We start from the raw sequence: 25,208 nt of genomic DNA, 5'->3' as shown, positions 1-25,208 counted from the left end.
GGATTGTCAGCCGGTGTTCTGCAAGCCCTGCGATACGCCGTTCACGCAGGCCACCAGCGCACTCAGCAACGCATCGTCCTTGCCTCCTGTTGCACGCCAGCGACGCAGAAGATCTACCTGCAAAAGGCTCATCGGATCCACATACGGATTGCGCAGGCGGATCGATGTCGCCAGGCGCGGTTCACTGCTCAGCAGTTCACCCGAACCCTTCAGCTTCAGCACCCAGTGCACCGTCCGCTCGAATTCATCGCGAATCAGCGGGAAGAACTTTTCGTGCAACGGCCCCGCCAGCTGCGAGAACGCCTCGGCGATATGGATGTCCGCCTTCGCCAGCACCATCTCCACGTCATCGAGCATCGTGGCAAAGAACGGCCACTCATGCGCCATACGTTCCAGCGTCGCCACGTGGCCGTCCTTCGCCAGCGCCTCCAGCGCCGAACCCAGGCCGTACCAGCCGGTAAGCACCGCGCGGCACTGCGTCCACGAAAACACCCAGGGAATCGCGCGCAGATCCTCCACGCCCTTCATGCTGCGACGACGCGCCGGGCGCGAGCCCAGCGTCATGCGCTCGATCACGTCGATCGGCGTGGCGCCCCGGAAATAATCCACGAAGCCCTCGCGATCCACGAAGGCGCGATAGGCCTTGCGGCTCTCGTCGGAGAGCTTCGCCATCACATCCTTCCAGCCGGATTCGCGCACTTCGGCCACACGCGGCCGCAGCGACGCGCGCATCACGGCACCGAGGGTCTGCTCGAGATTACGCACGGCCAGCGCACGGATACCGTACTTGCGGTGGATCACCTCGCCCTGCTCCGTGACACGCAGCACACCCGCCACCGACCCACGCGGCGATGCCATCAGGGCAGGCAGGATGCGTGAGCCGCCACGGCTGGCCGAGCCGCCACGACCATGGAAGAAGGCCACGCGGATACCCGCCTTCTGCGCCACGTCGAGCAGTTCCACCTGCGCACGTTGCAGGCTCCACTTCGAGGCGACGGTGCCACCATCCTTGCCGCTGTCCGAGTAACCCAGCATCACCCACTGACGATCGCCACGCGCCTTCAGGTGCGCACGATAGATCGGATCATCCAGCAGGGCCTGCAAGGTGGCCGGACCACCCTTCAGGTCGTCCACCGTTTCGAACAAAGGTGCCACGTCGAGCGGTACACGGCCGTCTTCCAGCAGGCCGCCACGACGGGCAAGCGCCAGCACGGCCAGCACGTCGGCGGCTGTCTCGGCCATGCTGATGATGTAGAGACCAGTGGCCTCCTGGCCGTAGCGCTTGCGCGAATCGGCCAGCGTCGCGAAGACATGGCGCAGCATGGTGGCGGCGTCGTGATCCTCACCTGCCACGAAACTGCGCTCGCCCGCCGCATAGGGGCGTAGTGTCTTCACCCGCGAGGCAACGTCGCGCTCGGCCCAGTCGGCATCGCCCAACAGTGCGGAAAGCGCCTCGTCATGCACCCGTGCGTCCTGACGGACATCGAGTCGGGCAAGATGAAAACCGAACGTGCGTGCACGCCACAGGAGGCGGTTCACTGCGTAGGCACCTGCATGCCTACCGCCGTGATGAAGCAGACTGTGCTCGACCTGGGCGATGTCGTCGATGAATTCCTGCGCCGACGCATAACGATCGGCGCCGTCTTCCAGGGTGGATTCCAGGCGCGCGGCGACAAAGGTGAGGAAGGCCCGGTAAGGCATGTCTGCATGCCGCGGCCGGATGCCTGCCGCCGCATCGACCAGTCGTTCGCGATAGGCATCCAGGCGACGTTGCAGCTTGTCGTCCAGCTTGACGCGATCGTCCGTCTGGCTGAGCAGGCGGCCCAGGGCGTGGGCATCCTCGATATAGCGTTCGAGTACCAGCGTACGCTGCGCGGACAGCGTGGCCGCGATGGTGTCAGCGTTGACGTTCGGGTTGCCGTCCATGTCGCCACCCACCCAGGTGGCGAAGCGCAGCACGCGCGGAATCGTCACGTCCTCACCGTAGGTCTCCACGATGGCCTGGTGCAGCGCTTCGTAGAGCGCGGGCAGCACGCGGTAGATCGGTCGCGCCATGTAGAAACCCACATGGTCGAACTCGTCGGACACGCTGGGCCGCACCGGCGAGGCCTCGGCGGTCTGCCAGCCGGCCGACAACGCCATGAGGATGCGCGCATCGTCGTCGCGCAGTTCCTGCGGCGTACGCGTGGGGTCGAACTCGTCGACCAGCGCGCGGACGATCTCCTGCTCTTTTTCCAGCAACGAGCGACGCACCGCTTCCGTGGGATGCGCCGTGAACACCGGTTCCACGTCGAGGCGACGCAGCAGGGTTTCCAGTTCCTCGCGGGTGACGCCTTCATCCTTGAGCTGGGCGAGCACGGCGGCCAGCGATTCCGGCTGGGCGGTGCCCCCTTCGCGCTGGTAATCACGCCGGCGGCGGATGCGGTGCACCCGCTCGGCCACGTTCACGGCCTGGAAGTAGGCGGCAAAGGCCCGGGCCAGTGCCTCGGCATCGGCGGCACCCAGGCCGTTCAGGCTTTCGGCCAGGGCATCCACCCCGGCGCCACTGCGTCGGCGCTGGATCGCGGCAGTGCGCACATGCTCCACCCGCTCGAAGAAGGGTTTCCCGCCCTGCTCCGCAAGCATCTGGCCGACAAGGGCTCCCAACCGTCGCACGTCCTCGCGAAGAGGACCGTCATGGGGCAGGAATTCTGGATCGCGTACGGCTTCCATCGGGCTCTCTGCATGATGCGGAACCCTGAGAGTAACCAAAAAAGTGTGTTTATCTCCTCATCCGGAATCCGGGATACAATGGTCGACCGTTTTCGCCCGCCGAGGGGCGCTGCGACCGGAGGGGTTTTCCCCCAATGGCCAGGCTCGGCGCGGCTTGCCGCACAACGGCGCCCCCGTGACCATCCGGAGATACGCCATGAACGCCGTCACCAAAGATTCCACTTTCCAGGACTACAAGGTCCGCGATATTTCGCTGGCCGACCTGGGCCGCCGCCGCATCCGCATGGCGGAAGAAGAAATGCCCGGCCTGATGCAGATCCGTGCCCGCTACGCCAAGGAGCAGCCGCTCAAGGGCGTGCGCCTGTCCGGCTCGCTGCACGTGACCAAGGAAACCGCCGTGCTCGCCGAGACCCTGCGCGCCCTCGGTGCCTCGGTCCGCTGGGCCTCCTGCAACATCTTCTCCACCCAGGACGACGTTGCCGCCGCCCTCGCCGCCGGCGAGCTGCCGGTGTTCGCCTGGAAGGGCGAGTCGCTTGAAGAGTACTGGGACTGCACGCTCGACATGCTCACCCATCCGGGCGAGCTGGGCCCGCAGCTCATCGTCGACGACGGCGGCGACGCCACGCTCTTCATCCACAAGGGCGTGGAACTCGAAGACGGCAGCGACTGGGTCAACACCCCCAGCGGCAACCACGAAGAACAGGTCATCAAGGACCTCGTGAAGCGCACCGCCGCCGCCCGTCCGGGCTGGTTCAAGAAGATCGCCGCCGAATGGAAGGGCGTGTCGGAAGAAACCACCACCGGCGTGCACCGCCTCTACCAGCTCGCCGAAGCCGGCAAGCTGCTGGTGCCGGCCATCAACGTCAACGATTCGGTCACCAAGAGCAAGTTCGACAACCTCTACGGCTGCCGCGAATCGCTGGCCGACGGCATCAAGCGCGCCACCGACCTCATGGTGGCCGGCAAGGTGGCCGTGGTCTGCGGCTACGGTGACGTGGGCAAGGGCTGCGCGCACTCGCTCAAGGGCTTCGGTGCCCGCGTGATCGTGACCGAAATCGATCCGATCAACGCCCTGCAGGCCGCGATGGAAGGTTTCCAGGTCACCACCATCGAAGAAACCCTCGGCACCGGCGACATCTATGTCACCACCACGGGCAACAAGGACATCATCACGCTGGAACACATGGCGAAGATGAAGAACAACGCCCTGGTCTGCAACATCGGCCACTTCGACAACGAGATCCAGATCGACCGCCTCAACACCTCGAAGGACGCCACCCGCGAAAACATCAAGCCGCAGGTGGACCGCTACACCTTCGCGTCCACGGGCAACAGCATCTACATGCTGGCCGAAGGCCGCCTGGTGAACCTCGGCTGCGCCCACGGCCACCCGAGCTTCGTGATGTCGAACAGCTTCTCGAACCAGACCCTCGCCCAGCTCGACCTGTGGGCGAACAAGGACAAGTACGAGAACACCGTGTACCGCCTGCCCAAGAAGCTCGACGAGGAAGTCGCCCGCCTGCACCTTGAGCAGATCGGCGTCAAGCTCACCGTGCTCACCAAGGAACAGGCCGACTACATCGGCGTGCCGGTGGAAGGTCCGTACAAGCCGGATCATTACCGCTACTGATCGGCGGTTTTGTAGGCCGGTAGAATAGAACTTGCACGCCCTCGTCGAAAGACGGGGGCGTGTTTTTTTGGGGCCCCGAGAAGCTACGCATGCCCGTCGTTCCTGCGAACGCAGGAACCCAGCGCCCCGGTTCACCAGTAAACACCGCCACGTTGCATCGGCTTGTGTGTAGGTGGCACTCTCGCGAAAACCTGTTGCACCGCACTGGGTCCCTGCGTTCGCAGGGACGACGTGAGGGATAGGTGGGAAGTTGCAATCTCATAGCCCGTCGTTCCTGCGAACGCAGGAACCCAGCGCCCCGGTCCACCAGTAAACACCGCCACGTTGCATCGGCTTGTGTGTAGGTGGCCCTGTCGCGACAATCGATTGCACCGCACTGGGTCCCTGCGTTCGCAGGGACGACGTGAGGGATAGGTGGGAAGTTGCAATCTCGCAACCCGTCGTTCCTGCGAACGCAGGAACCCAGCGCCCCGGTTCACCAGTAAACACCGCCACGTTTCATCGGCTCGTGTGCAGGTAACCCTCTCGCAAAAACCCACCGCACCGCACTGGGTCCGAAGCTTCCGCAGGGACGACGTGAGGGGGTGGTAATGTTCTCGTAGATGCATACCTGACGTACGATCCGCTTTACCTTCACCGCCAGCCTGGCCATGCCTGACGTGTACGCCATCCTCCGAGCCAGCCGCCACTTCATGCTGGCCGCACTCGCCCTGCTCGCCAGCGGCTGCGCCATGGTCAGTGTCAGCTCGGTGGATTCGGCCGATTACGTGGCCCAGCGGCGTGGCGACATCCTCACCTCGAAGCACCTCAGCAGTGCCACGGCGGAAGCCCTGCGCACGGCGGGCGTGTCGGTGCGCCCCTGCGAGCGCGATGCCCTGCCCTGCATCGACGCCCTCACCCGGGTCTCGCCCATGGACGAGGAGCGCAGGCAGTCGGCGCTGGCCGAACTGTGGCTGGCCTATAGCCGCGCGTTGACCGGCAGGGGGCCGCTGAAGGCGGCGCCGGGGGACGCGGCGCTGGCGGCGTACCTCCAGTCGGCACGCCACGCCTATGCCTACCTGTTCTTCACCGAACGCTCGTCATCGGAGCGCTCGTTCGAAGACCGCCAGACCCAGGTGCGCGACTACTACAACTATTCGGTGCAGCAGCTCACCATCGGCGTGACGCGCCTGCCGGAACCCGGTGGCCCGAAGGCACCACGGCCGTCCTCCGTCACCATCGCCGACACCACCGTCAACGAAGACGTCAGCGCCCTGTCCTGGGCCAACGCACAGCCGCGCGATGTGGTCCCGGCCTCCGCGCTCCGCTTCGTCGGCATCCGCAGCGTCTATCGCCGCGACGGCCTGGGCGCCGAACTGGTCGCGGACCTGGGTGACACCTCGACCAAGGCACCGTTCAGTGCGATGCCCACGCCGTCTGCCACGGCGTTCCTTCGCTTCGACGGCACCACGCTGGCCGACGTGCTGGCAAGTCATCAGGCGACGCTTGCCGGCTACGACCCTTACCGGCAATCCACCGTGCAGGTAGGCGCCACCACCGTACCGCTGGCCGCCAACTTCACCGCAGGTTATGGCCTGTGGCTCGCCCGCTCCGGCTTTGCCACGCAATCCATCCGCAGCCTGTTCGGACGCATGCAGGGCATCGACAAGCCGCATGTGTATCTCATGCAGCCCTACGATCCCGACCGCCGCGTGATCCTCCTGCTGCACGGCCTCGCCAGCAGTCCGGAGGCCTGGGTAAACGTCGCCAACGAAATCCTCGGCGACGAACGCCTGCGTCGGCATTACCAGGTGTGGCAGGTCTACTACCCCACCAACATGCCGATTCCGCTGAACCACCGCGAGATCCGCAAAGCCTTTCTGGAAACGCTGCATTACTTCGATCCGGACGGCAACGCGGAAGCCTCGCACGACATGGTCATCGTCGGGCACAGCATGGGCGGCGTCATCGCGCGGCTGATGGTGTCGTCGTCGGGTGACGCCGTATGGAACGGCATCGTCGAGAACGACGACAAGCGCCGCCTGCGCATGGAAAAACACGCCGACAAACTGAAGCCATATCTGGAATTCCAGCCGATGCCGCAGTTCAGCGAAGCGATCTTCATCGCCGCGCCCCATCGGGGCACCGTATTTGCCGGCAACAAGCTGGCCCGGCTCATCGCCAACCTGATCCGCCTGCCCCCCGCCGTGCTCACCACCCTGGGCGGCATGATCGCGGACATCAACGGCGTGGGTAAGGATGCCCCCAAGGAAGGCGTGCGGCTGGTGCCGAACAGCATCGACAACCTCAGCGCCGAAGACACCTTCATCCGCGCCGCGGCCAACCTGCCTATCTCGCCTTCCGTGCGCTACCACTCGATCATCGCCCGGCGCTCGGCCGAGGGGCCGCTGGATGCCAGCGACGACGGCCTGGTGCCCTACTGGAGCTCGCACCTGGACGGTGCGGCCTCCGAGAAAGTCATCGTCTCCGGCCACAGCGTGCAGGAAACCCCGGCCGCCATCCTGGAAATCCGCCGCATCCTGGACGAGAGCATCGACCGGGACCACGCCACGACGAGCCCGTTGCCGCAATAGCCATCTTTTCATCTCGATAGAAGGATATATACTGCGGCCAACTGACCGAGACCGCCGCATGCCTGCCATCAGCTTCGAATTCTTCCCGCCCAAGACCGACGAGCAGCGCGACCAGCTCGACAAGACCGTGCGCAAGCTGAAGCAACACGCTCCCGACTACGTGTCCGTGACGTTCGGTGCCGGCGGCTCCACCTTGAGCTACACCAACGAGACGGTGAAAAGCATCCGCTCCGAGCACGGCCTGTCGGTGGCCCCGCACCTGTCATGCATGGGCGGCACCCGGGCGGAGATCAGCGCCCTGCTCGACGAATACAAGGAAAGCGGCTGTCGCCGCATCGTGGCCCTGCGTGGCGACCTGCCCTCGGGCATGGCCTCGCCCGGCCATTTTCGCTACGCCGCGGAGCTGGTCTCGTTCATCCGCGAGAACTACGGCAACCATTTCCATATCGAGGTGGCGGCCTACCCGGAAATCCATCCGCAGGCGGAAAACGCCCTGGTCGACCTGCAGCACTTCAAGGCCAAGTGCGACGCCGGCGCCGACGGCGCGATCACCCAGTATTTCTTCAATCCGGACGCTTATTTCCGCTTTGTCGACGACGTGACGAAGCTGGGTGTGACGATTCCCGTGGTGCCGGGCATCATGCCCATCGCCAACTTCAGCCAGCTGCGCCGGTTCTCCGAGCAATGCGGAGCCGAGATCCCCCGCTGGATCGTCAAGCGCATGCAGGCCCATGGCGACGATGCCAGGGCCATCCGCGAACTGGGGGCGGATGTCGTGGCCGGGCTGTGCCAGCGCCTGCTGGACGGCGGGGCCCCCGGCATCCACTTCTATACGATCAACCGCTACCGCACGACCGAGGCGGTGCTGGAGCGCCTGTCCTGAGACACCCGTCGCCAGGGCGGCGCCAGTCCCGCCACCCGGCCTCCCGGGCCATGGTCAGGCCCCTGCCGCGCCACCATCCGGCCACGCACTGACGCATCGCGCCATGTGCGCCCGGGCGCCAGCCGTTATCATGGGCGGTCCCCTACGGAGCGCACACATGTCGCAGAACTACCCCGAATGGATCTGGCAGAACGGGCAGATCAAGCCCTGGCGCGATGCCACCGTCCATGTCATGGCGCACGCCCTTCACTACGGTTCGTCCGTGTTCGAAGGCATCCGCAGCTACGAAACGCCGGATGGCGCGGCCATTTTCCGCCTGACCGATCACCTGAAGCGCCTGTACCTGTCGGCCAAGATCTACGACATCGAGATTCCCTACTCGATCGACGAGCTGGCTGCCGCCTGCCGTGACGTGGTGAAGAAGAACGACCTGAAGGCCGCCTACCTGCGCCCGGTCGCCTTCCGTGGCCTGGGCGGTTTCGGCCTCTCGGCCGAGTGCCCCACCGACGTGGCCGTGGCCTCGTGGCACATGGGCCCGTACCTCGGACCCGAGGCGCTGGACAACGGCATCGACGCCTGCGTGTCGAGCTGGCAGCGTTTCGCACCCAACACCATTCCGGCCGGCGCCAAGGCCGGCGGCAACTACCTCTCGGGCCAGCTGATCGCCCGCGAGGCGCGCCGCCTCGGTTTCGGCGAAGGCATCGCGCTGGCTTCCACCGGCCTGCTGAGCGAAGGCGCGGGCGAGAACCTGTTCCTGGTCTTCGACGGCGCACTGCACACCACGCCGGCCAGTGCGTCGATCCTCACCGGCATCACGCGCCACACGCTGATGATGCTGGCCCGCGAGGAAGGCATCGAGGTGATCGAGCGCGACCTGCCGCGCGAATACCTCTATCTCGCCGACGAGATCCTGATGTGCGGCACCGCCGCCGAAGTCACGCCGATCCGCTCGGTAGACGGCAAGAAGATCGGCAGCGGCAAGGCCGGCCCGATCACGCGTCGCCTGCAGGAGCTTTTCTTCGGCCTGTTCAACGGCAAGACGCAGGACCGCTGGGGCTGGCTGGAGCCGCTCTGAGGCTTTTTGCTGGTCACCGTCGCAACAACGCCGCCCCTGGGCGGCGTTGTTGTTTTGGCCCCTTCGGGGCCGTCGCGCGCGAGGCGCGCTCCTACAGGATGCAGCGTCGCGTTGAACGGTCGCGCGCGAGGCGCGCTCCTACAGGGTTACCGCAGTCTTGTAGGAGCGCGCCTTGCGCGCGACCGTTCAACGCGAAACGCTATTACTGGCAGAACCCGTTCGGATAGCTGGCCGAACGATAGGCATACAGCCAGCTCGTCTTGCCGCCATCATTGGCGATGTTCCAGCCATTGCCGATCGAGCCGATGGCCTGGTTCAGCGTCTGCGAGCGGGTGAGCACCGGCGTGGTGAAGTACTTGTCGGCATCGGCCGCCACGCGGAACGACAGCTCGGCCAGCGCCGGGTTGGCGGCACCATCGATGTACCACAGCGTCAGGGTGAACTCGGCCGTGGACTGACCGATATCCGACGTCGGGCCGGTGTATTCCTGCTGGGTAACATTCACGCCCGCCACCTTCGACAGCGACGCCGACGAAATGTCCGACAGCGTCGACGCGCCCGGGAACTGCTTGATCAGTTCGCTGACATTGGCCGGCGTGGTCGTGAAGGTCTGCTTGGTCGAGTGCGAGAGCACCAGGCTGCCCGGGGTCACGTCGGTTTCGAACTTGGTGCTGGCCTTCTTGCCGGCGCCCGTCACGTCGGTCCAGTAAGACAGCTCTTCATCCACATGGCGGAACTTGAACTGGATGTCGGAATGCGCACCGGCGCGCGTACGCACCGTGTAACCACGATTCACCAGCTTGCAGCTGCCGGCGGTGTCGTAATAGGCCAGCGTGTCGCGGTCACCGGCGCTGAAACCACCGCTGATCGTCTTGTCGAAACCCAGGTTCGACAGGCGCACCGATAGATCCTGAAGCAGGTTCGCGGCAGCCGACGACGGGTTGCTGTTGAAGCGCGAGGGATCGACCAGCGCCTTGTATTCCTTGCTGTCGACATAGGCAGGCGAGTTGGCCTGGGCGGTGACGGAGCCGAACAGCAGGCTCGCCGACAGGAGCGAAAGAACCGTACGTTTCATCATGCTCGAAACCTTCAGCGTGGTTGGGAAGCGTGGGGAGCCGCAAGGCCCGGCAGGGTGAGCCGGTACACGAGGATGCGGCTGTCGTTGTCGATGGGTGAGTCGCAGCGCTGGCCGTCCATGACGCAGTGCTTCGCGATGAAATCGTTGTCGTTGCCCACCAGCAGGAACCAGTCATCCGGCCACTGCGGATCGAGCACGGGCACCAGGTCCATGGCTTCCCATTTCTCGGACATCTGCGCGATGCCTTGCTTGCCGGCATCGAGGCCGAGGCCGAAGCGCTTCAGGTCGGCGGGGTCGAGGAGATTCACGAAGGGCTGCGAACTGGCGGTGTGGATATCGCCACGCAGCGCGCCGTCGGCATCGATGACGGGAACGGTGTCGTTCTCGTAACGGGTGCCGGCCAGGTTGGTCGCACCGTCCGTATCCACCAGCATCACCTGCTTGAACACGAGCGGCCGGCCGTTCTCGGCGCCCCAGCCGTTGCCGTCACGCGCCAGCATCAAGAAACGATGGCTGTCGAGCACACGGATCTCGCTCTGCGCAGCAGTACGATCCGGCTTGCCGTCGGCACCCTTGCCGTCGTAGGCAGGCAGGCACACCACGTAGTGACCTACCGGCTTCGATGGCGTCGGATTTTTCGACACGTCGTACACCAGCACGCGCGTCAGCGTACGGCCGGAGGCATCGCCGGGAGCACTGTCCTGCACGAGCGCGCTTTGCAACGCCACGAAAAGCAGCTTGCCATCCGGGGAAAGGGCCATGCCTTCCACGCCCTGGTTGTTGCGGCGTCCCGTGGCCGGGGGCCGCAGCGAAGTGAAGTCCGGCTTGCCGGCCTTGTCGAGCGGACGCACGGCCTTCGGCGGCACGACGATGCCCGTAAGCTTGCCCCTGGCATCGAAGCGGTAGACGTTGGCCGCATATTCGTCGCCGATGTAGAAGCCACCGTCGCGGGTGAACTGGAGCGATTCGGCATCGAGGGAGATGTGACCTGCGCCGATGCCCTTGGCTGGCGAGGGAAGCACGATGCCGTGTTCGGTGCGCACGCCCTGCGCAGGTTCTGCGCCGGTGAAGGGTTTGCCGTCGAAGTCCTTCAGTTCGCGCCCGCCATCGGGAACGATGGTAACGACCCCGGCTTCCTGTAGGAGCGCGCCTTGCGCGCGACCGCTCTCCACCGCAACCTCCGGTCGCGCGCAAGGCGCGCTCCTACAAGTCAGCGTGAAACGGAAGCGGTGCAGGCGCCCGCGGTAGTCGTAGAACTCGTTGTGCTCGGGGTCGTTGCGACCACGGTCGGGTAGCGTCCACAGCACACCGGTATAGGTACTGCCATCGCGCTTCCACGTGCCCGGCTCGATCGACAGCGACGAGAAAGATCCCAGCGTATCGCCGAGGAAATCCACCGTGCCTGCCGGCAGCGAACCGGTCGCCGCCAGGCCATGATCAGTATAGGTGACTCCGCCATCCTCGACGCTGCGCGGCAGTGGCGAGGTGGCGATATCGGGTTTGCGTACCTCGAGGGACTGCGCCATGGCGCTTCCCATGAGGCAGGTGATGATGAGTCCCGCGAGGCAGCGGCGCATCAGAAACGGACGTCCAGGTTTGCGAAGACCTGACGCGGCGCCGACGCATGGAACACGTAGGCGGTGCCGTTCGGATCGCTCGGCACGAAAGCGCTGGAATCCAGGTTGCTGGCGTAACGCTTGTCGCCGAGGTTGGTGATGTTCACCGACAGGCGCACATCCTTGGCAATGGAGACCGGACCGAAGTCGTAGCCACCGGAGAGATCCCAGGTGGTGAAGCCGCCGAAGCCCTGGTCGTTGGTGTACGTGTAATAGCGCTTGCCGGTGTACTTGCCACGCAGCGAGGCAAACCACGGACCCTGGTTCCAGTCGATCTGCGTGGCGAACAGCTTGGTCGGCGTATCGGTCTGGATCTTGCCCTTCGTGTGCTGCACGACGCCGGCCTGGGTGTAGTCGCTCGCATAGGTCGAGCGGTTGTACGAGGCCGAGTTGAACCAGCGCAGGTTTTCGATCGGCGTCCAGACGAAGGTCAGCTCCACGCCGCGGCTGTTCACGCCGCCGACGTTGTAGAAACGGTTTCCGCAGCTCGGGCCCACCGGCTGGCGCGAATCGCAGGGGTTGTACTGGAGCAGGCGATTGTCGAAGCGCACGTTGTACGCCGCCACCGAGGCGGCTACGTCACCGGCCTCGATGCGGTAGCCCGCTTCCAGGCTGCGCGACTTCTCCGGCTTCAGCGAAGCCTGGCTGTCCCAGATGGCCTGGCTCACCGCCTGCGGACCGAGCTTGAAGCCACCCTGGAACATCGCGATGTTCTTGGAGAAGCTGGCGAACACTTCCTGGCCTTCGGCCAGCTTGTAGCGCGCACCGATCTGCGGCAGCAGGGCCTTGCTGGCGCTGAGCTTGCCGCTGGCGAACTGGTTGTTCGACGTCGGCACGATGGGCTTCTTCGCCACGCCCGGCAACGCCTGTGCCTGCGAGGTGATGTGCGGGCTCTTCACGCCCACGTCTACCGTCAGGCTGTCGTCGAGGAAACGCATGGTGTCCTGGAGGAACGCCTGGCGCGTATTCCACACGGTACGCTGGTCGAACACGCCCAGATCCGGCTGCGTGTCGATCGGTCCGCTGAGATCACGCGGACCGGTCACGTAGCTGCTGTAGCGCGAGGCGGACGAGATATTGTGCTCGTACCAAACGCCACCTTCGATGTGATGGTTGGCGAAGTCCCAGCCAGCCGACAGCACCGCACCGGTGCGATTGATCGTGTACAGCGTGTTGCGGAAGATCAACGGCAGCTGCTGCGGCGTGCCCGGGAACGAATACGTGCCGCTGTTCCAGTTGTGGCCTTCGCCCGCATCTTCGTGGTGATAGACCTGCGCATGGATGGTGACCGAGTCGCTCGGGAAGAAATCGCCGGCGAGGTAGTAGACGTCATCACTGCGCAGGATCTGGCCGGCCGTGAAGGCGCCATCGGCGTCGGTATCCGCGCCGCTGCGATCGCACAGCTTGGCGTTGAGCGTGCCTGCGTTGCAGTACGCCTTGGCCACGGCCTTGTTCCAGTTCGGCGCGTAGCCGCCCCAGTCCCAGCCCAGGCCGCGCGCCAGCTCGCTCTTCGACAGGTAGAAGTAGTCGGCCTGCGACGTGCGCGACGTATCGGCAAAAGCAGTCAGCCGTGCCCAGTCGAAGTCCCACACGGCCTTGCCGTTGAACTGCTTGGTGGTGGACTTGTTGTAGGCGGTCTGGTCGTTCCACAGGTCCGACGTGGTGCGCGCACCGGAGAGGTACATCGAGAAACCGTTGTACTCACCCGTGTCGAAGCGCGCGAAGGTGCGGCGGTTCTGGTCGCTGCCCACGCTCTGGGTGACACGGCCGCCCATCTTCTTCAGCGGATCGTTCGACGTGTAGGCAATGGTGCCACCGAGGTTGCTGGTGGACGGCGTGCCAAGGTTACCGATGCCTTCGGAAAGCTCGGCACCGCCGAAGTTCTCCGAGATCAGCGCACGGTTCACCGAGAGACCGTTGTAGTTGTTGTAGGCGCTGTCGCCCAGCGGCATGCCGTCGAGCGTATAACCCAGGCGCGTACCGCTGAAACCACGCAGGCTCAGCGTCATCGACTGCTCATTGGCACCCAGCGCATCCACGGACTGCGCGTTCACGCCCGGCAGCACGTTCAACACCTTCTGCAGGCTGGTACCCGGCGGCAGCGCCTTCTGGTCGGACGTGCGCAGGCGCTGCACCTGGCGGGTCTCACCCGCACCGATCACGGAAACGGTGTCGAGATCCTGCGCTTTCTCGCGACGGGCCGATGCACTCGTGGTGTCGGTATCGGTCGCGGTGGTGTCAGTGTCCGCGGCGTAGGCAGCGGAAGCGAAGGCCATGCCGAGGGCGGCGGCCAGAACGGTCTGCTTGAACAAGGGCTGCGTCCTTACACAACTCGGACGCGTCGCGGCTGGTCTCCCCTGAGACCGCCCATCACGCGCCGTGGAAGGCCCGCATGTTCCTGCGAACAAATGAAAGCTTCATGACAAGGCCGATGACAACCAGCATCAGATTCCGTGACAAAAGCCGTGCTGCCCTGTGGCAGCGCGGCTCTCAGCGGAAGTCGATGGTGGAGATCGCACCGGCCATTTCGGCGCGCGGACGCAGCGAGACGTCCCAGCCGTAGAGATCGCACAGGCGACGTACGATGGCCAGGCCCAGGCCTGCCCCGCCGCCCGTGGCGCTCTCGCCACGGATGCCGCGCTGGAAGAGTTTCTCGGCGTCTTCGGGCTTGATGCCCGGCCCCGTGTCGATGACGTCGATGCGTCCTTCGGCAACGCGCACCGTGACCGTGCCTTCCATCGTGTACTTGATGGCGTTGCCGATGAGGTTGGTCAGCGCCACCGAGAGCACCGACGCCGGCGCGTTGACCGTGACCGAGCCATCGGACACCAGCTCGATCTCGATGGGCTTGCCGCCCATCTGCGGACGCTGGCTCTCGATGACATCGGAGGCGACCTTCGCCACATCGGTGGTTTCACCGCGCGTGGGCCCGCGACGCTCCGCACGGGAAAGCAGCAACAGGGCCTCGATAAGCTCCGTGGCCTGCCGCGACGCACGCTCGATACGCTTCAGCCGCTCGCGCAGCTTGTCGGTAAGGTCAGGGGAGCCCTGCAACAGCTCGGTGGTGCTGGCGATCACCGCAAGCGGGGTACGCAGCTCATGGCTCACGTCGGAATTGAATTCGCGGTCGCGCTCCACCACCGAGGTGAGCCGCATCGCGTATTCATCCAGTGCCACCGCCAGCTCGCCGACTTCGTCATCCGCGAAATGGGGAGCCAGCGGCTCCGCCTTGCCCACGCGACGGAAGTCGCGAAGGCGCCGTGCCAGGTCCGTCACCGGACGCAGCACGCGTGACGACAGCCACACGCCGAGCACCAGCGAGAACAGGCCAAACAGGAACACCGCCGCGATCACGCTCGTGAGCAGCTGGCGCTTGCCAAGCTCGTCGCGCGATACATCGAACTGCAGGAAGCTGATGATGCCTTCGTTGCGACGCACGGCCACCTTGTAGTGGTGATCCTTGCCGTCTTTCGTGGTCTCGTAGATGTCGTGGACACCCGAGTCCAGCGGCTGCCACGGCAAGGGCGCCTTGTAGATGGTGCGGTCGCTGAAGGTGGCGCCTTTCAGGATCTCGAAGCTGATGGGCTCCTTGGCGCGCACCTTCTCGTTGAGCGAATCGACTTCATCCTGAAGGGCCGAGTTGATCAGCTGCTCTTCGACGCGCGCGCGGATGTTGATGGCCGCGTACGCGAAAAGCGCGCTCAGCCCGAAACCGAACAGCGTGAAGGTGACAACCAGCCGGAACCGTAACTTACGCCTGGACCGCATCCGGATCGACCATGCGATATCCGATACCGTGACGCGTGTGAATCAGCGGCTTGTCGAAAGGTTTGTCTATGGCCGCACGCAGCCCGTGGATATGCACGCGAAGCGAATCGGAGTCGGGAAGCTCCTCGCCCCACACGCGCTGTTCGAGGTCCTGGCGCGTCACCACGGACGGGCTGGCCTCCATCAGTGCCTGCAACAGCTTCAGGCCGATGGGGTTGAGCTGGATCGACTTGCCGTCACGGTTCACCGTGAGGGTGTCGAGGTTGTAGGTGAGGTTGGCCACCTTGAGGCTACGGCTCTGCGGACCCTTGCCACGACGGGCCAGTACTTCCAGGCGCGCCGCCAGTTCCTGAAGGGCGAAGGGCTTGGTCATGTAGTCGTCGGCGCCCGACTCGAAGCCGATGAGCTTGTGATCCAGGGAGTCGCGGGCGGTGAGCATGAGCACCGGCGTCTGCTTGTGCGCCTCGTGGCGGAGTTTCTTCGCCACGTCCAGGCCGTCCATCCCCGGCAGGGTGAGGTCGAGCACGATCACGTCGAAATCGTGGACCACAGCAAGGTGCAGGCCGGTGACGCCGTCGCCGGCGAAATCGACCACATGGCCGCGATCCTCGAGGTAGTCCCCGATGTTGGTCGCGATGTCGGTGTTGTCTTCGATGACCAGAACGCGCATTGGGCACTCCGTTGAGCGGTCGCTAAGTCTTAACAGTATTGCGACTGGAAGCTTAACGGGGAACCCGTTAAACGGACAGCATTTGATTACGTAGGAGCGTGCCTGCGCGCGACCGGGGTTTGCGGCTAGCCCCGGTCGCGCGCAAGGCGCGCTCCTACAGGGGGCCGATGAACGCCCAAAAGAAAGGCCCGGGCGGAAGGACCGCCCGGGCCGAAAGAACTACTGCCCCGATACCGTCACCCCGCTTCGCGGAATCACAGTGGGTCCTTTATAGGGCAGCATCGTTTAAATCGACGTTAATCCCTTCGCAGCCCTTGTCCGGCGCGGCTTCGGGGCGACCGGCCTGGCCGCGATGCGGGATTCGCAGTGGGCAATGATCTCACCGGCCACATCGACGCCAGTGCTGCCCTCGATGCCTTCCAGGCCCGGCGAGGCGTTCACTTCCAGCAGCAGGGGGCCACGGCTGGAGCGCAGCAGGTCGACGCCGGCCACCTCCAGGCCCAGCGCGGAAGCCGCTTCGATGGCCACACGGCGCTCGTCGTCGGTCAGCTCCACCGCCGCCGCCGTACCGCCACGGTGCAGGTTGGCGCGGAACTCGCCCGGGGCGGACGAGCGCTGCATGGACGCCACCACCCGGTCGCCCACCACGAAGCAACGCAGGTCGCTGCCCTTGGCCTCGCGGATGAACTCCTGGACCAGGAAGTTGGCGTAGAGGCCACGGAAGGCCTCGATGACGCTCTGCGAGGCCGAACGCTTCTCGGCCAGCACCACGCCGGCACCCTGGGTGCCTTCGTTCAGCTTGATGATGTGCGGGGGGTCGCCGAGCATCGCCAGCAGGTCGGAGGTGTCGTCCGGGTTGTCGCCGAAGGCCGTCAGGGGCATGTCGATGCCCCTTGCCGCCAGCAATTGCAGGCAGCGCAGCTTGTCGCGGGCACGCAGCACGGCATCCGACGGGTTGGGGGTGTACACCCCCATCAGTTCGAGCTGGCGCAGCACGGCGGTGCCGTAGAAGGTGCTGGAGGCGCCGATGCGCGGCACCACGCAGTCCACCGGGCCCAGCGGCTTGCCCTTGAAGTGGATCGCGAACGACTGCGGCGCGATGCTCATGTAGCAGCGCAGCGGATCGATCACACGCACGGTGTGCTTGCGCTTGCGCGCCGCCTCCACCAGACGCTGGGTGGAGTAAAGCCGCGCGTTGCGCGACAGGATGGTGATTTTCATGTGGGTTCCCGGACGGCGCGGCGCGGCGTCTGCGAGTAGGAAAGCGACGGATCGACCAGGAAGCGCCCCTCGAGCGCGGTCCGGCCGAGCAGGAGGGGAAAGAGCATGCGGCCCCGGTCGGTGAGGTTCACCTCGACGCGGAAGCTCTGGCCGGCCAGTTCGACGTCGGCGTGGATGAACCAGCGCAGCGTGGAATGACCGCCCGAATCGGTGACCCCGCGCCGGCCGATGGCCTGCGCCACGCAGGGCTCGGACACGCCACCCCGGCGCGTGGTGCGCACCTGGAACCGTAGCCATGTCGCGTCCGGGCGCTCGTCCACTTCCAGCCATTCGACGTGCAGCGACGACGAGCGCGCGCCCGTATCGAGCTTGGCCTTGAGGACGGGGATGCCGAGCGACGGAAGTGCAAGCCGTTCGCGCCAGCCAAGGGTGATGACATCAGTCATGGGGTCTGGTGCGGAACGTGGGCGGGGGAAGACGGCGCAAGGATGCCGAAGGCAGGGGCGCGAATGCAACAGGACGGTGGTGGCCCCCGGCCACCACCGTCACACGGGTGAAACACCCGTGAAGCGGAGGCTCAGGGGTGGTGCGGTGCCCGGCGGGCAAAGATGAGGTAAAGCCCCGCCAGCACGCCGACCAGGGACACCAGGCCCACGTAGTGTGCAGGCCCCATGCCGCCCGACTGCTTCGCCAGCAGGCCCACCACGACGGGCGTGGCGGCGCCACAAATGGCGTAAGCCACGTTGTACGACAACGAAATCCCGGAGAACCGGATGGCGGGCGGAAATGCCGTGACGAGGATCGCCGGGATGATGCCGGCTACGCCTGCGAAGAAACCCGCCAGCGAATACAGCGGCAGGAGGTTGGCGCCGCCCGCGCGCAGGTCGAAATAAAGCGCGTAGGTGCTCGCCACCAGCCCGAGGGAACCGATAAGCATCGCCTTGCCACGCCCCACCGCATCCACCAGCAGGCCGCCACCGAAGCAGCCGAAGCACAGCGCCAGCGCGGCAAGGCTGCCGCCGGTGAACGCACGGGACTGCTCGATGTGGAACGTAGTCTGCATCAGCGTGGGTGTCATCAGGATCACCACCACGATGGCCGCGGTGAGCACCCAGGTAATCACCATCGACAGCAGCACGGCAGGAAAATGATCACGCAGCACGAGCCACGCAGGCAGTTCTTCCGCCAGCTCCTTGCGTGCACGCATCCGTGCGAACACCGGCGTTTCGCTAAGCCAGCGACGCAGGTACACGGCGAAGAAACCGAATACACCGCCGATGATGAAGGCAATGCGCCAGCCGTGATCCAGCATCTCCGCCTCGGAGAGGTGGCTGCTCAGCCCTGCCGCCACGAGCGAACCGATGAGGATGCCCGCAGTAAGGCCGGAGGTAAGACTTGCGCAGGCCAGACCCACGCGACGACGGGGCACGTGCTCGGCGACGAATACCCAGGCACCGGGAATCTCACCACCAATGGCAATGCCCTGCACCATGCGCAGCAGTGTCAGCAGCACGGGCGCAAACACGCCGATGCTGTCATACGTAGGCAGCAACCCGATGAGCAACGTAGGCACCGCCATGAGGAAGACACTGAGCGTGAACATCCGCTTGCGCCCCACCCTGTCGCCGAAGTGCGCCATCACCACGCCGCCCAGCGGACGCGCGAGATAACCCACGGCGAAGATGCCGAAGGCCTGCAACTGGGCCACGAAATCCGACGTGCCGGACGGGAAGAACAGGTGCCCCAGCACCTTCGCGAAGTACGCGAAGATCACGAAGTCGTAGAACTCCAGGGCGCCGCCCAGTGCGGAGAGCAGAAGGGTTTTCGCATCGCTGCGGCCCAGGGGGCGGCGGTCGATGACTTCGGTGTCGGTGGTCACGCTCATGCGTCTGTCGATAGCCCGGAAACGGAGTGAGTAAATGCCAGCAAGCTGATACACGAATAACGACGCCGGAGTCTTGCACGAAAGGCCGTCGTCCTGCCCGACAGACGGCCGTCGTGAATGCGTACGGCTTCAGGTCTGGCGTGATCCAGTCCGCAGAATCGCACGACATGGCGGATTCGTACAAAACCCCGCCCGCAGCGTAACGAAACACTGGCAGCCCATTCATGCCAGGCGACCACCATGACCATGCAAGGCCCGTCTCCACGTCGACGGCAGCTCGCGCTCGCCCTCGGAACCCTCCTTCTCTTCAGCGCAGGCGCACAGGCCGCCTCAACGCTGACACCCTGGGTCGGCAGCTGGGCGGTGGCGCAGAAACCCATCGGCGATGCATCGCCCACCGGCAAGACCCTGCGCCATATCGTGCACACGAGCATCGGTGGCTCGTCCGCCCGCGTGCACCTGAGCAATGCCTACGGCGACGGCCCGCTCACCATCAGTGACATCCACGTCGCGGTGAGCGCCGGCGGTTCCTCCGTGCGCCCGGAAACCGATCACCTGCTGACCGTCAACGGACTATCCAGCGTCACCCTGGCCGCTGGCCAGGAAGTCGACACCGACGGCATCGACATGGCGGTTCCTGCCCTCTCCGATGTCGGTATCAGCTTCTATGTATCGCAGGCGCCGGCCGCCCTGACCGGCCACGATTTCAGCGGTCAGACGCGCTACGACGCCACTGGCGACGTGGCCGGGCAAGCCACCATCAACGCCGGTGCCAGCCAGAACTACGTGTTCGTCACCAACCTCGACGTGCAAGGCGCCGCGCCACAGGGCGCCGTCGTCTTGCTTGGCGCCTCGATCTCCAACGGCACCGGCTCATCCTTCAACGAAAACACCCGCTGGTCGAACGACTTCGCGGCCAGGCTGGTCAACGCAGGCAAGAACGTCGGCGTCATCAACGAAGGCATCGCGGGCAACACCTTGCTGCGCGATGGCTCCGGCCCTAGCGCCGCCAACCGTTTCGATCACGACGTACTCGGCCAACCGGGCGCGCGCTGGGTCATCTTCTCCGACGATCCCATCAACGACCTGGGCGACCGCCCCGTACCGTCGGCCGATGCGCTGATTACAGCCGAACAGTCGCTGATCACCCGCGCCCACAACGCCGGCTTCCGCTTCCTCTGCTCCACGCTTACACCCTTCCAGGGATCAGGCAGCTGGTCGCAGGAGGGTGAAACCGCGCGCCAGAAGATCAACGCCTTCATCCGCAGTGCGGACAGCGGCTGCGATGGCATCGTGGACCAGGACGCGGCAACCCACGATCCCGCCAACCCCACGCAATACCTGCCCGCCTACGACTCGGGCGACCACCTGCATCCCAACGATGCAGGCCACCAGGCCATCGCGAACGCCATCGACCTGACCCTGTTCACGTCACCGGGCCAGCCAGCCATTGCCCCACCCACGGGCTGTGGCTCGATCGGCCCGGGCGAGGGCATCCTGCCGGGACAAAGCGTGACCTCCTGCGACGGCGGCTATCACCTGGATCTGCAGAACGACAGCAACGGCGTGCTCTACAAGGCAACGGGGGTATCGCTATGGACCACCGGCACCTATAACCGCGGCGCAGGAGAGCTGCGCCTCGACCCGGACGGTAACCTCGTCGTCTACGGTTCGCTGGGCACGAAACTGTGGCAGTCCAGCTCCGGCGGCCACCCCGATGCCCGCCTCTTCGTCCAGGGCGACGGCAACGTCGTCATCTACGACGCCAACGGACCCATCTGGAGCAGCAACACCGCCGGCCAGTAAGCCGTGTAGGAGCGTGCTTGCGCGCGACCGGTGGGATCGAAACGATGATGGTGTTCGCGATAACCGGTCGCGCGCAGGCGCGCTCCTACATGGCAGTCGCTATGTCAGCTTGGTCGTGAGGTGGCACCGGTCCCATCGGCGATCCATCGTGCGACACCGCATCCCCGTAGGAGCGTGCTTGCGCGCGACCGGTGGAATCGAAACGATGATGGTGTTCGCGACAACCGGTCGCGCGCAGGCGCGCTCCTACACGACAGTAGTTACGCCAGGTTAGTCGTGAGGTGTCGCCGGTCGCATCGGCGATCCATCTTGCGACACCGTATCCCTGTAGGAGCGTGCTTGCGCGCGACCGGTGATATCGAAACGATGATGGTGTTCGCGATAACCGGTCGCGCGCAGGCGCGCTCCTACACGACAGTAGTTACGCCAGGTTAGTCGTGAGGTGTCGCCGGTCGCATCGGCGATCCATCTTGCGACACCGCATCTCTGTAGGAGCGTGCTTGCGCGCGACCGGTGGAATCGAAACGATGATGGTGTTCGCGATGACCGGTCGCGCGCAGGCGCGCTCCTACAAGATCACCGTGAGATAGGGAGAGGCGGCGGGGGCGGCCCTTGGCGCGACTTGATGGAGGTGAGGGGAGCGGGCGGATAAGGCCGCGTAGCGGGGCCGGCCAGGAAGGCCGGCCTTTTTCGCCGAGGCAGGAGCCGAGTCGAAAAACCCCGCACGCTCCCCGTGCCCGAAGGGGCGAAGCCATAAGACACTGAGCCGCGCAGCGGCTCCTCCTTTCCCGAGGGACACCGCAGGCCGGAGCGACAAGGGCCGCTCCCGCCGCCTCTGCAACGCCACGTTCCAGCGCCGATGCGAGGCCGAAAGGCGAGCCCTTCCTACGGAGCGAAACACCACACGGGCTGCTTTACTACGGAGCGCAACGTTCCAACCGGTCGCGCGCGAGGCGCGCTCCTACAGGAGGTGGGTCATGAGGACGGTGGTGAAGCCGCTGTCCCATTCCTCGTCGGGGTAGGTGTCGATCTCGGTGTAGCCGTGCCTGGCGTAGAAAGCGCGGCTGCGTTCGTTGAAGGTGTCCGTTTCCAGCCGGGACTGGGTGTGGCCGGCCTGGCGCATACGCTCTTCCGCATGGGCCAGCAGCCGGCCTCCGATGCCGGCACGCTGCATATCCGGCAACACGTGAAGCGCGTCGATGAAATTGCCCTTTGCGTGAACCATGCCCACGACCCGGCTTTCATATTCGGCCACAATGACTTCGGCCAGATGCGCGCGAACATAGTCACGGGTTTCCGAACCCGAGGCGAAACGGGCCGCCGCCGCAGGACTCAGATGCGGCTCCCAGGTAGCGCGGTACGTCTGCATCAGCAGGTTGAACACAGCAGCCTCGTCGGCAGGGCCAGCGGGGCGAAGCATCGGTTCGGGCACGGGGCGGGGTCCGGACATGTCAGAAAGCTCTGAAAATACGTGAAATCCATGTGCATGCCGGAATTCGTGCATGCCACGACACGACGATGTGACCACGATGGTACACACGGCCCACCACAGGAAGCGCCATGGAAATTACAGGCAACCCGGTCGCGGACGACCTGCTCCGCCATCTCGCCCCCGGCACCTGCGTGCGACTCTGGCTGCGCAATCGCAAGGTGCTGCTGGGCATGGTCGATCATGTGGAGGATAGCCGGGACGAGCTGGTCGTCGCCTGGCCCGATATCCAGCCACGCCCCCGCCGCAAGGCAGACCCCGATTCCCTCACCATTCGCTTCGCCGATATCGCCGCCATGCGCCGCTTTCCCAACCCCACGGCCGCCGTGCTGGAGACCCGGCTGGCTGCCATGCCTCCCGGCACCCATCTGGCGATAAGGGGGTATCACCACGACGCGCACAGGGTCACCGTGGAGCGCGGCCGGCTCTGTGCCATCGACTGGGACGCGCGCACCCTGGTACTCCACGACCTCACCTACGACCTCGACGTCACGGTGCATTTCGACCAGATGCTGTCCATCGAAGGCAGCCCTACGGAAAGCACGGGCCTGCGCCGGGCCTGATGAGACCTGCCTCACGAAATGAGCTGCCCTGCCCGGTGACGGGTGGGGTGCTCGTGCGTCCTTGCGTTTAGAAGCAAGGGGAGAACGAAGGATCTTACGCACGGCCGCATGGACGGCCATTTCGGGAGGAGGAAAACATGCATCATCCACGCAAGCGCCTGCTGAGCGCGCTCATCGCAGGCGGCTTCCTGTATGCGTCAGTCGCCAGTGCGGCCGACACGGCAGGGTTCTGGCACGAACTGCCACAGAAGGCACCGGCTGCCGCCGCATCGGCACGCAGTGCCCGTTCGGTGGCGACGCCGACGAATACGCCATCGCATTACCGCGCCTTCACGCTCGACTTCGGCAGTCTTGGCACGGAGCTGAAAGCCAGCTCGCGCTCGATTCGCCGTGGGCAGGCCAACAACCTGGCCCTGCCACTACCCGGCGGCGGCATGACCTATTTCACGCTCAGCGAATCGGATGCCCTGCCCGCCTCGCTCGCGGCACGCTATCCGGAGCTGAAGAGCTACAAGGGCGTGGACAGCGAAGGACGCCGCGTCCGCGTGGACGTGTCGCCGCAGGGTCTTCGCGCCGCCATCTACGACAACCACGAGGTATGGCTCGTACAGCGCGCCGAACGCCTCGCGGGCAAGGTGGGCACCGCCGCATCCAGCGGCGATGAATACTGGAGCTTCCGCCGCGCCGACCTGCCGCTGACGAAGTCGGGCTTCGTGGAACTGCCCTCGGATACCGACCTGGCTGCCTTCACCAATCCGCAGGCCACCGCCCGCGTCGCCGCCGCCAAGGCGGCCAATGGTGGCACCACGCTGTATAACTACCGGCTCGCCATGGCCACCACCAGCGGCTACACCAACAGCTTTGGCACGACCGTACAGGACGGACTGGCCGAAGTGGTGACCATGGTCAACCGTATCAACGAAGTCTACGAAACCGACCTGGGCGTGCATCTGACGCTGGTCGATGACGAAGACAAGATCATCTACACCAGCGCGAAGACCGATCCCTACAACGGTATCGATCCCGGCAGCGCGAAAATGAATGCGGCCAATGTAAAGAACCTGGCCAAGGTCATCGGCAACGCGAACTTCGACGTCGGCCATGTGGTGGATGGTGCCGGCGACGGCGGCATGGCGGACATCGGCAGCACCTGCGACGACTCGCTCAAAGCATCCGGCAGCACGGGCCGCCCTGATCCCGTGGGCGACGCCTTCTGGATCGACTATGTCTCCCATGAAATCGGCCATTCCTTCGGCGGCCACCACCCCTTCGCCGGCTGCGACGGTTTCGCAGGCTTCGGTGCCTACGACGATGCCAAGTTCGCCGCCGAGCCGCGCAGCGGCACCACGGTGATGGCCTATGCAGGCGTATGCGGTTCCACCGACCTGCAGCCGCATTCCGATCCGTACTTCAACGTCATCAACATCGACCAGATCCAGACGGCCATCGCAGGCACCGGCGGCACCTGCGCGGTGAAGAAGACCAATACCAACAGCCAGGCTGTCATCGACGATGCATCGCTGAAGGCCAATGCAAAGTCCATCCCTGCCAAGACGCCCTTCGCTCTCAAAGTCAGCGCCCGGCATGCGAACCCGAAGGCTGTGCTGAACTACACCTGGGAAGAGGCCGATACCGGCCACCAGGAGACCCGTGTCACCGCGCTCTACGACGCCGGGTCGGGCCCGATCTTCCGCTCGTTCCCCGGCAACACCACCGGCCAGCGCGTGTTCCCCAAGCTGGAAAGCGTGCTGGGCGAGCAGGCCCTCGACAAGGGCGAGGTGTATCCGGCCACGGCCCGCAAGCTCAACTTCCGTGTGACGGTGCGTGACGGCATTGCCACCTCGGACGCCGACAGCAGCGGCCCGACCACCGTCACCGGCAACGTCACGGTGAACGTGGTGAACACCGGCAGCGCCTTCGCGGTGACCGCACCTTCCACGGCCGTGAAGTGGAACGGCGGCTCGGCACAGACGATCAAATGGAACGTGGCCAAGACGGACGCCTCGCCCATCTCGTGCGCGAAGGTGCGCATCGACCTGTCCACCGACGGTGGGCACACCTGGCTGGCCTCGCCACTGGCAGCCTCGGTCGCAAACAACGGTTCAGCCAACGTCACCCTGCCGAAGAACGCCACCACGCAGGCGCGCTTCAAGGTGAGCTGCACCGATAACATCTTCTTCGCGGTATCCCCGAAGAACTCGACGATCTCGTTGTAAGAGTAGAACGACCGCGCCCCGCG

At 65.2% G+C, this 25,208-nt stretch carries 17 protein-coding genes and 1 riboswitch; of the genes, 7 read left to right on the top strand and 10 right to left on the bottom strand.

Going from position 1 to position 25,208, the window contains the following annotated elements; translation table 11 throughout:
* Positions 1–6: 6 nt before the first annotated feature.
* Positions 7–2,712 (bottom strand): phosphoenolpyruvate carboxylase, encoded by a 2,706-nt coding sequence (ppc, locus tag HBF25_RS18205; RefSeq protein ID WP_166950980.1) that lies wholly within the window; start codon positions 2,710–2,712, stop codon positions 7–9.
* Between the two features lie 95 nt (positions 2,713–2,807).
* Positions 2,808–2,892: riboswitch (S-adenosyl-L-homocysteine riboswitch) on the top strand.
* 16 nt (positions 2,893–2,908) lie between these two features.
* Between ppc and ahcY the strand changes: the two genes are divergently transcribed.
* From ahcY to HBF25_RS18185, 4 genes are all read left to right on the top strand, one after another.
* Positions 2,909–4,342: an adenosylhomocysteinase gene (gene ahcY, locus HBF25_RS18200; RefSeq protein WP_166950978.1), complete on the top strand. Its 1,434-nt coding sequence runs from the start codon at positions 2,909–2,911 to the stop codon at positions 4,340–4,342.
* 650 nt (positions 4,343–4,992) lie between these two features.
* Positions 4,993–6,915 (top strand): esterase/lipase family protein, encoded by a 1,923-nt coding sequence (locus HBF25_RS18195; RefSeq protein WP_243853305.1) that lies wholly within the window; start codon positions 4,993–4,995, stop codon positions 6,913–6,915.
* Positions 6,916–6,973: 58 nt separating this feature from the next.
* Entirely contained in the window at positions 6,974–7,798 is an 825-nt protein-coding gene (gene metF / locus HBF25_RS18190) for a methylenetetrahydrofolate reductase [NAD(P)H] (RefSeq protein ID WP_166950977.1), read from the top strand.
* A 157-nt stretch (positions 7,799–7,955) separates the two neighbouring features.
* A complete protein-coding gene (locus HBF25_RS18185) occupies positions 7,956–8,873 on the top strand; it encodes a branched-chain amino acid transaminase (RefSeq protein WP_166950975.1) in 918 nt (305 codons plus the stop codon).
* Between the two features lie 202 nt (positions 8,874–9,075).
* On the opposite strand, the gene HBF25_RS18180 is transcribed toward HBF25_RS18185, so the two are convergent.
* The 8 genes from HBF25_RS18180 to HBF25_RS18145 form a co-directional block, all read right to left on the bottom strand.
* Positions 9,076–9,951 carry a hypothetical protein gene (locus HBF25_RS18180; protein ID WP_166950972.1) on the bottom strand — a complete coding sequence of 292 codons (876 nt, stop codon included), beginning with the start codon at positions 9,949–9,951 and terminating at the stop codon, positions 9,076–9,078.
* 11 nt (positions 9,952–9,962) lie between these two features.
* Complete coding sequence (locus HBF25_RS18175) at positions 9,963–11,477, bottom strand: esterase-like activity of phytase family protein (RefSeq protein WP_243853304.1); 1,515 nt, start codon at positions 11,475–11,477, stop codon at positions 9,963–9,965.
* Between the two features lie 50 nt (positions 11,478–11,527).
* The gene (locus tag HBF25_RS18170; protein ID WP_166951029.1) at positions 11,528–13,843 is read right to left on the bottom strand and encodes a TonB-dependent receptor; all 2,316 of its coding nucleotides are present in this window, start codon (positions 13,841–13,843) and stop codon (positions 11,528–11,530) included.
* A gap of 214 nt (positions 13,844–14,057) precedes the next feature.
* Complete coding sequence (locus HBF25_RS18165; protein ID WP_166950970.1) at positions 14,058–15,335, bottom strand: sensor histidine kinase; 1,278 nt, start codon at positions 15,333–15,335, stop codon at positions 14,058–14,060.
* Positions 15,319–16,005, bottom strand: coding sequence for a response regulator transcription factor (locus HBF25_RS18160; RefSeq protein ID WP_166950967.1), 687 nt, complete (start codon positions 16,003–16,005; stop codon positions 15,319–15,321). Before HBF25_RS18160 ends, HBF25_RS18165 begins: the two co-directional genes overlap by 17 nt.
* Positions 16,006–16,290: 285 nt before the next feature.
* Positions 16,291–17,226: a 30S ribosomal protein S6--L-glutamate ligase gene (gene rimK, locus HBF25_RS18155; protein WP_166950965.1), complete on the bottom strand. Its 936-nt coding sequence runs from the start codon at positions 17,224–17,226 to the stop codon at positions 16,291–16,293.
* Complete coding sequence (locus HBF25_RS18150; RefSeq protein ID WP_166950963.1) at positions 17,223–17,672, bottom strand: ATP-dependent zinc protease family protein; 450 nt, start codon at positions 17,670–17,672, stop codon at positions 17,223–17,225. The genes rimK and HBF25_RS18150 overlap by 4 nt, the downstream gene beginning before the upstream one ends.
* 131 nt (positions 17,673–17,803) lie before the next feature.
* Positions 17,804–19,111: an MFS transporter gene (locus HBF25_RS18145; protein ID WP_166950960.1), complete on the bottom strand. Its 1,308-nt coding sequence runs from the start codon at positions 19,109–19,111 to the stop codon at positions 17,804–17,806.
* A 240-nt stretch (positions 19,112–19,351) separates the two neighbouring features.
* Here HBF25_RS18145 and HBF25_RS18140 point away from each other — a divergent pair, with 240 nt between their 5' ends.
* Positions 19,352–20,917, top strand: coding sequence for a GDSL-type esterase/lipase family protein (locus HBF25_RS18140; protein WP_166950957.1), 1,566 nt, complete (start codon positions 19,352–19,354; stop codon positions 20,915–20,917).
* A gap of 961 nt (positions 20,918–21,878) precedes the next feature.
* On the opposite strand, the gene HBF25_RS18135 is transcribed toward HBF25_RS18140, so the two are convergent.
* Positions 21,879–22,367 (bottom strand): GNAT family N-acetyltransferase, encoded by a 489-nt coding sequence (locus HBF25_RS18135; protein ID WP_166950954.1) that lies wholly within the window; start codon positions 22,365–22,367, stop codon positions 21,879–21,881.
* Positions 22,368–22,477: 110 nt separating this feature from the next.
* Between HBF25_RS18135 and HBF25_RS18130 the strand changes: the two genes are divergently transcribed.
* Together HBF25_RS18130 and HBF25_RS18125 are read left to right on the top strand one after the other, a co-directional pair.
* Positions 22,478–22,969, top strand: a complete 492-nt coding sequence (locus HBF25_RS18130) for a hypothetical protein (RefSeq protein WP_166950951.1) — start codon at positions 22,478–22,480, stop codon at positions 22,967–22,969.
* 137 nt (positions 22,970–23,106) lie between these two features.
* Positions 23,107–25,185: a reprolysin-like metallopeptidase gene (locus HBF25_RS18125; RefSeq protein ID WP_166950949.1), complete on the top strand. Its 2,079-nt coding sequence runs from the start codon at positions 23,107–23,109 to the stop codon at positions 25,183–25,185.
* Positions 25,186–25,208: the final 23 nt, after the last annotated feature.

It is taken from the genome of Luteibacter anthropi, assembly GCF_011759365.1.
GTDB classification, from domain to species: Bacteria; Pseudomonadota; Gammaproteobacteria; order Xanthomonadales; family Rhodanobacteraceae; genus Luteibacter; species Luteibacter anthropi.
This window is presented reverse-complemented; position numbering and strand designations above follow the sequence as displayed.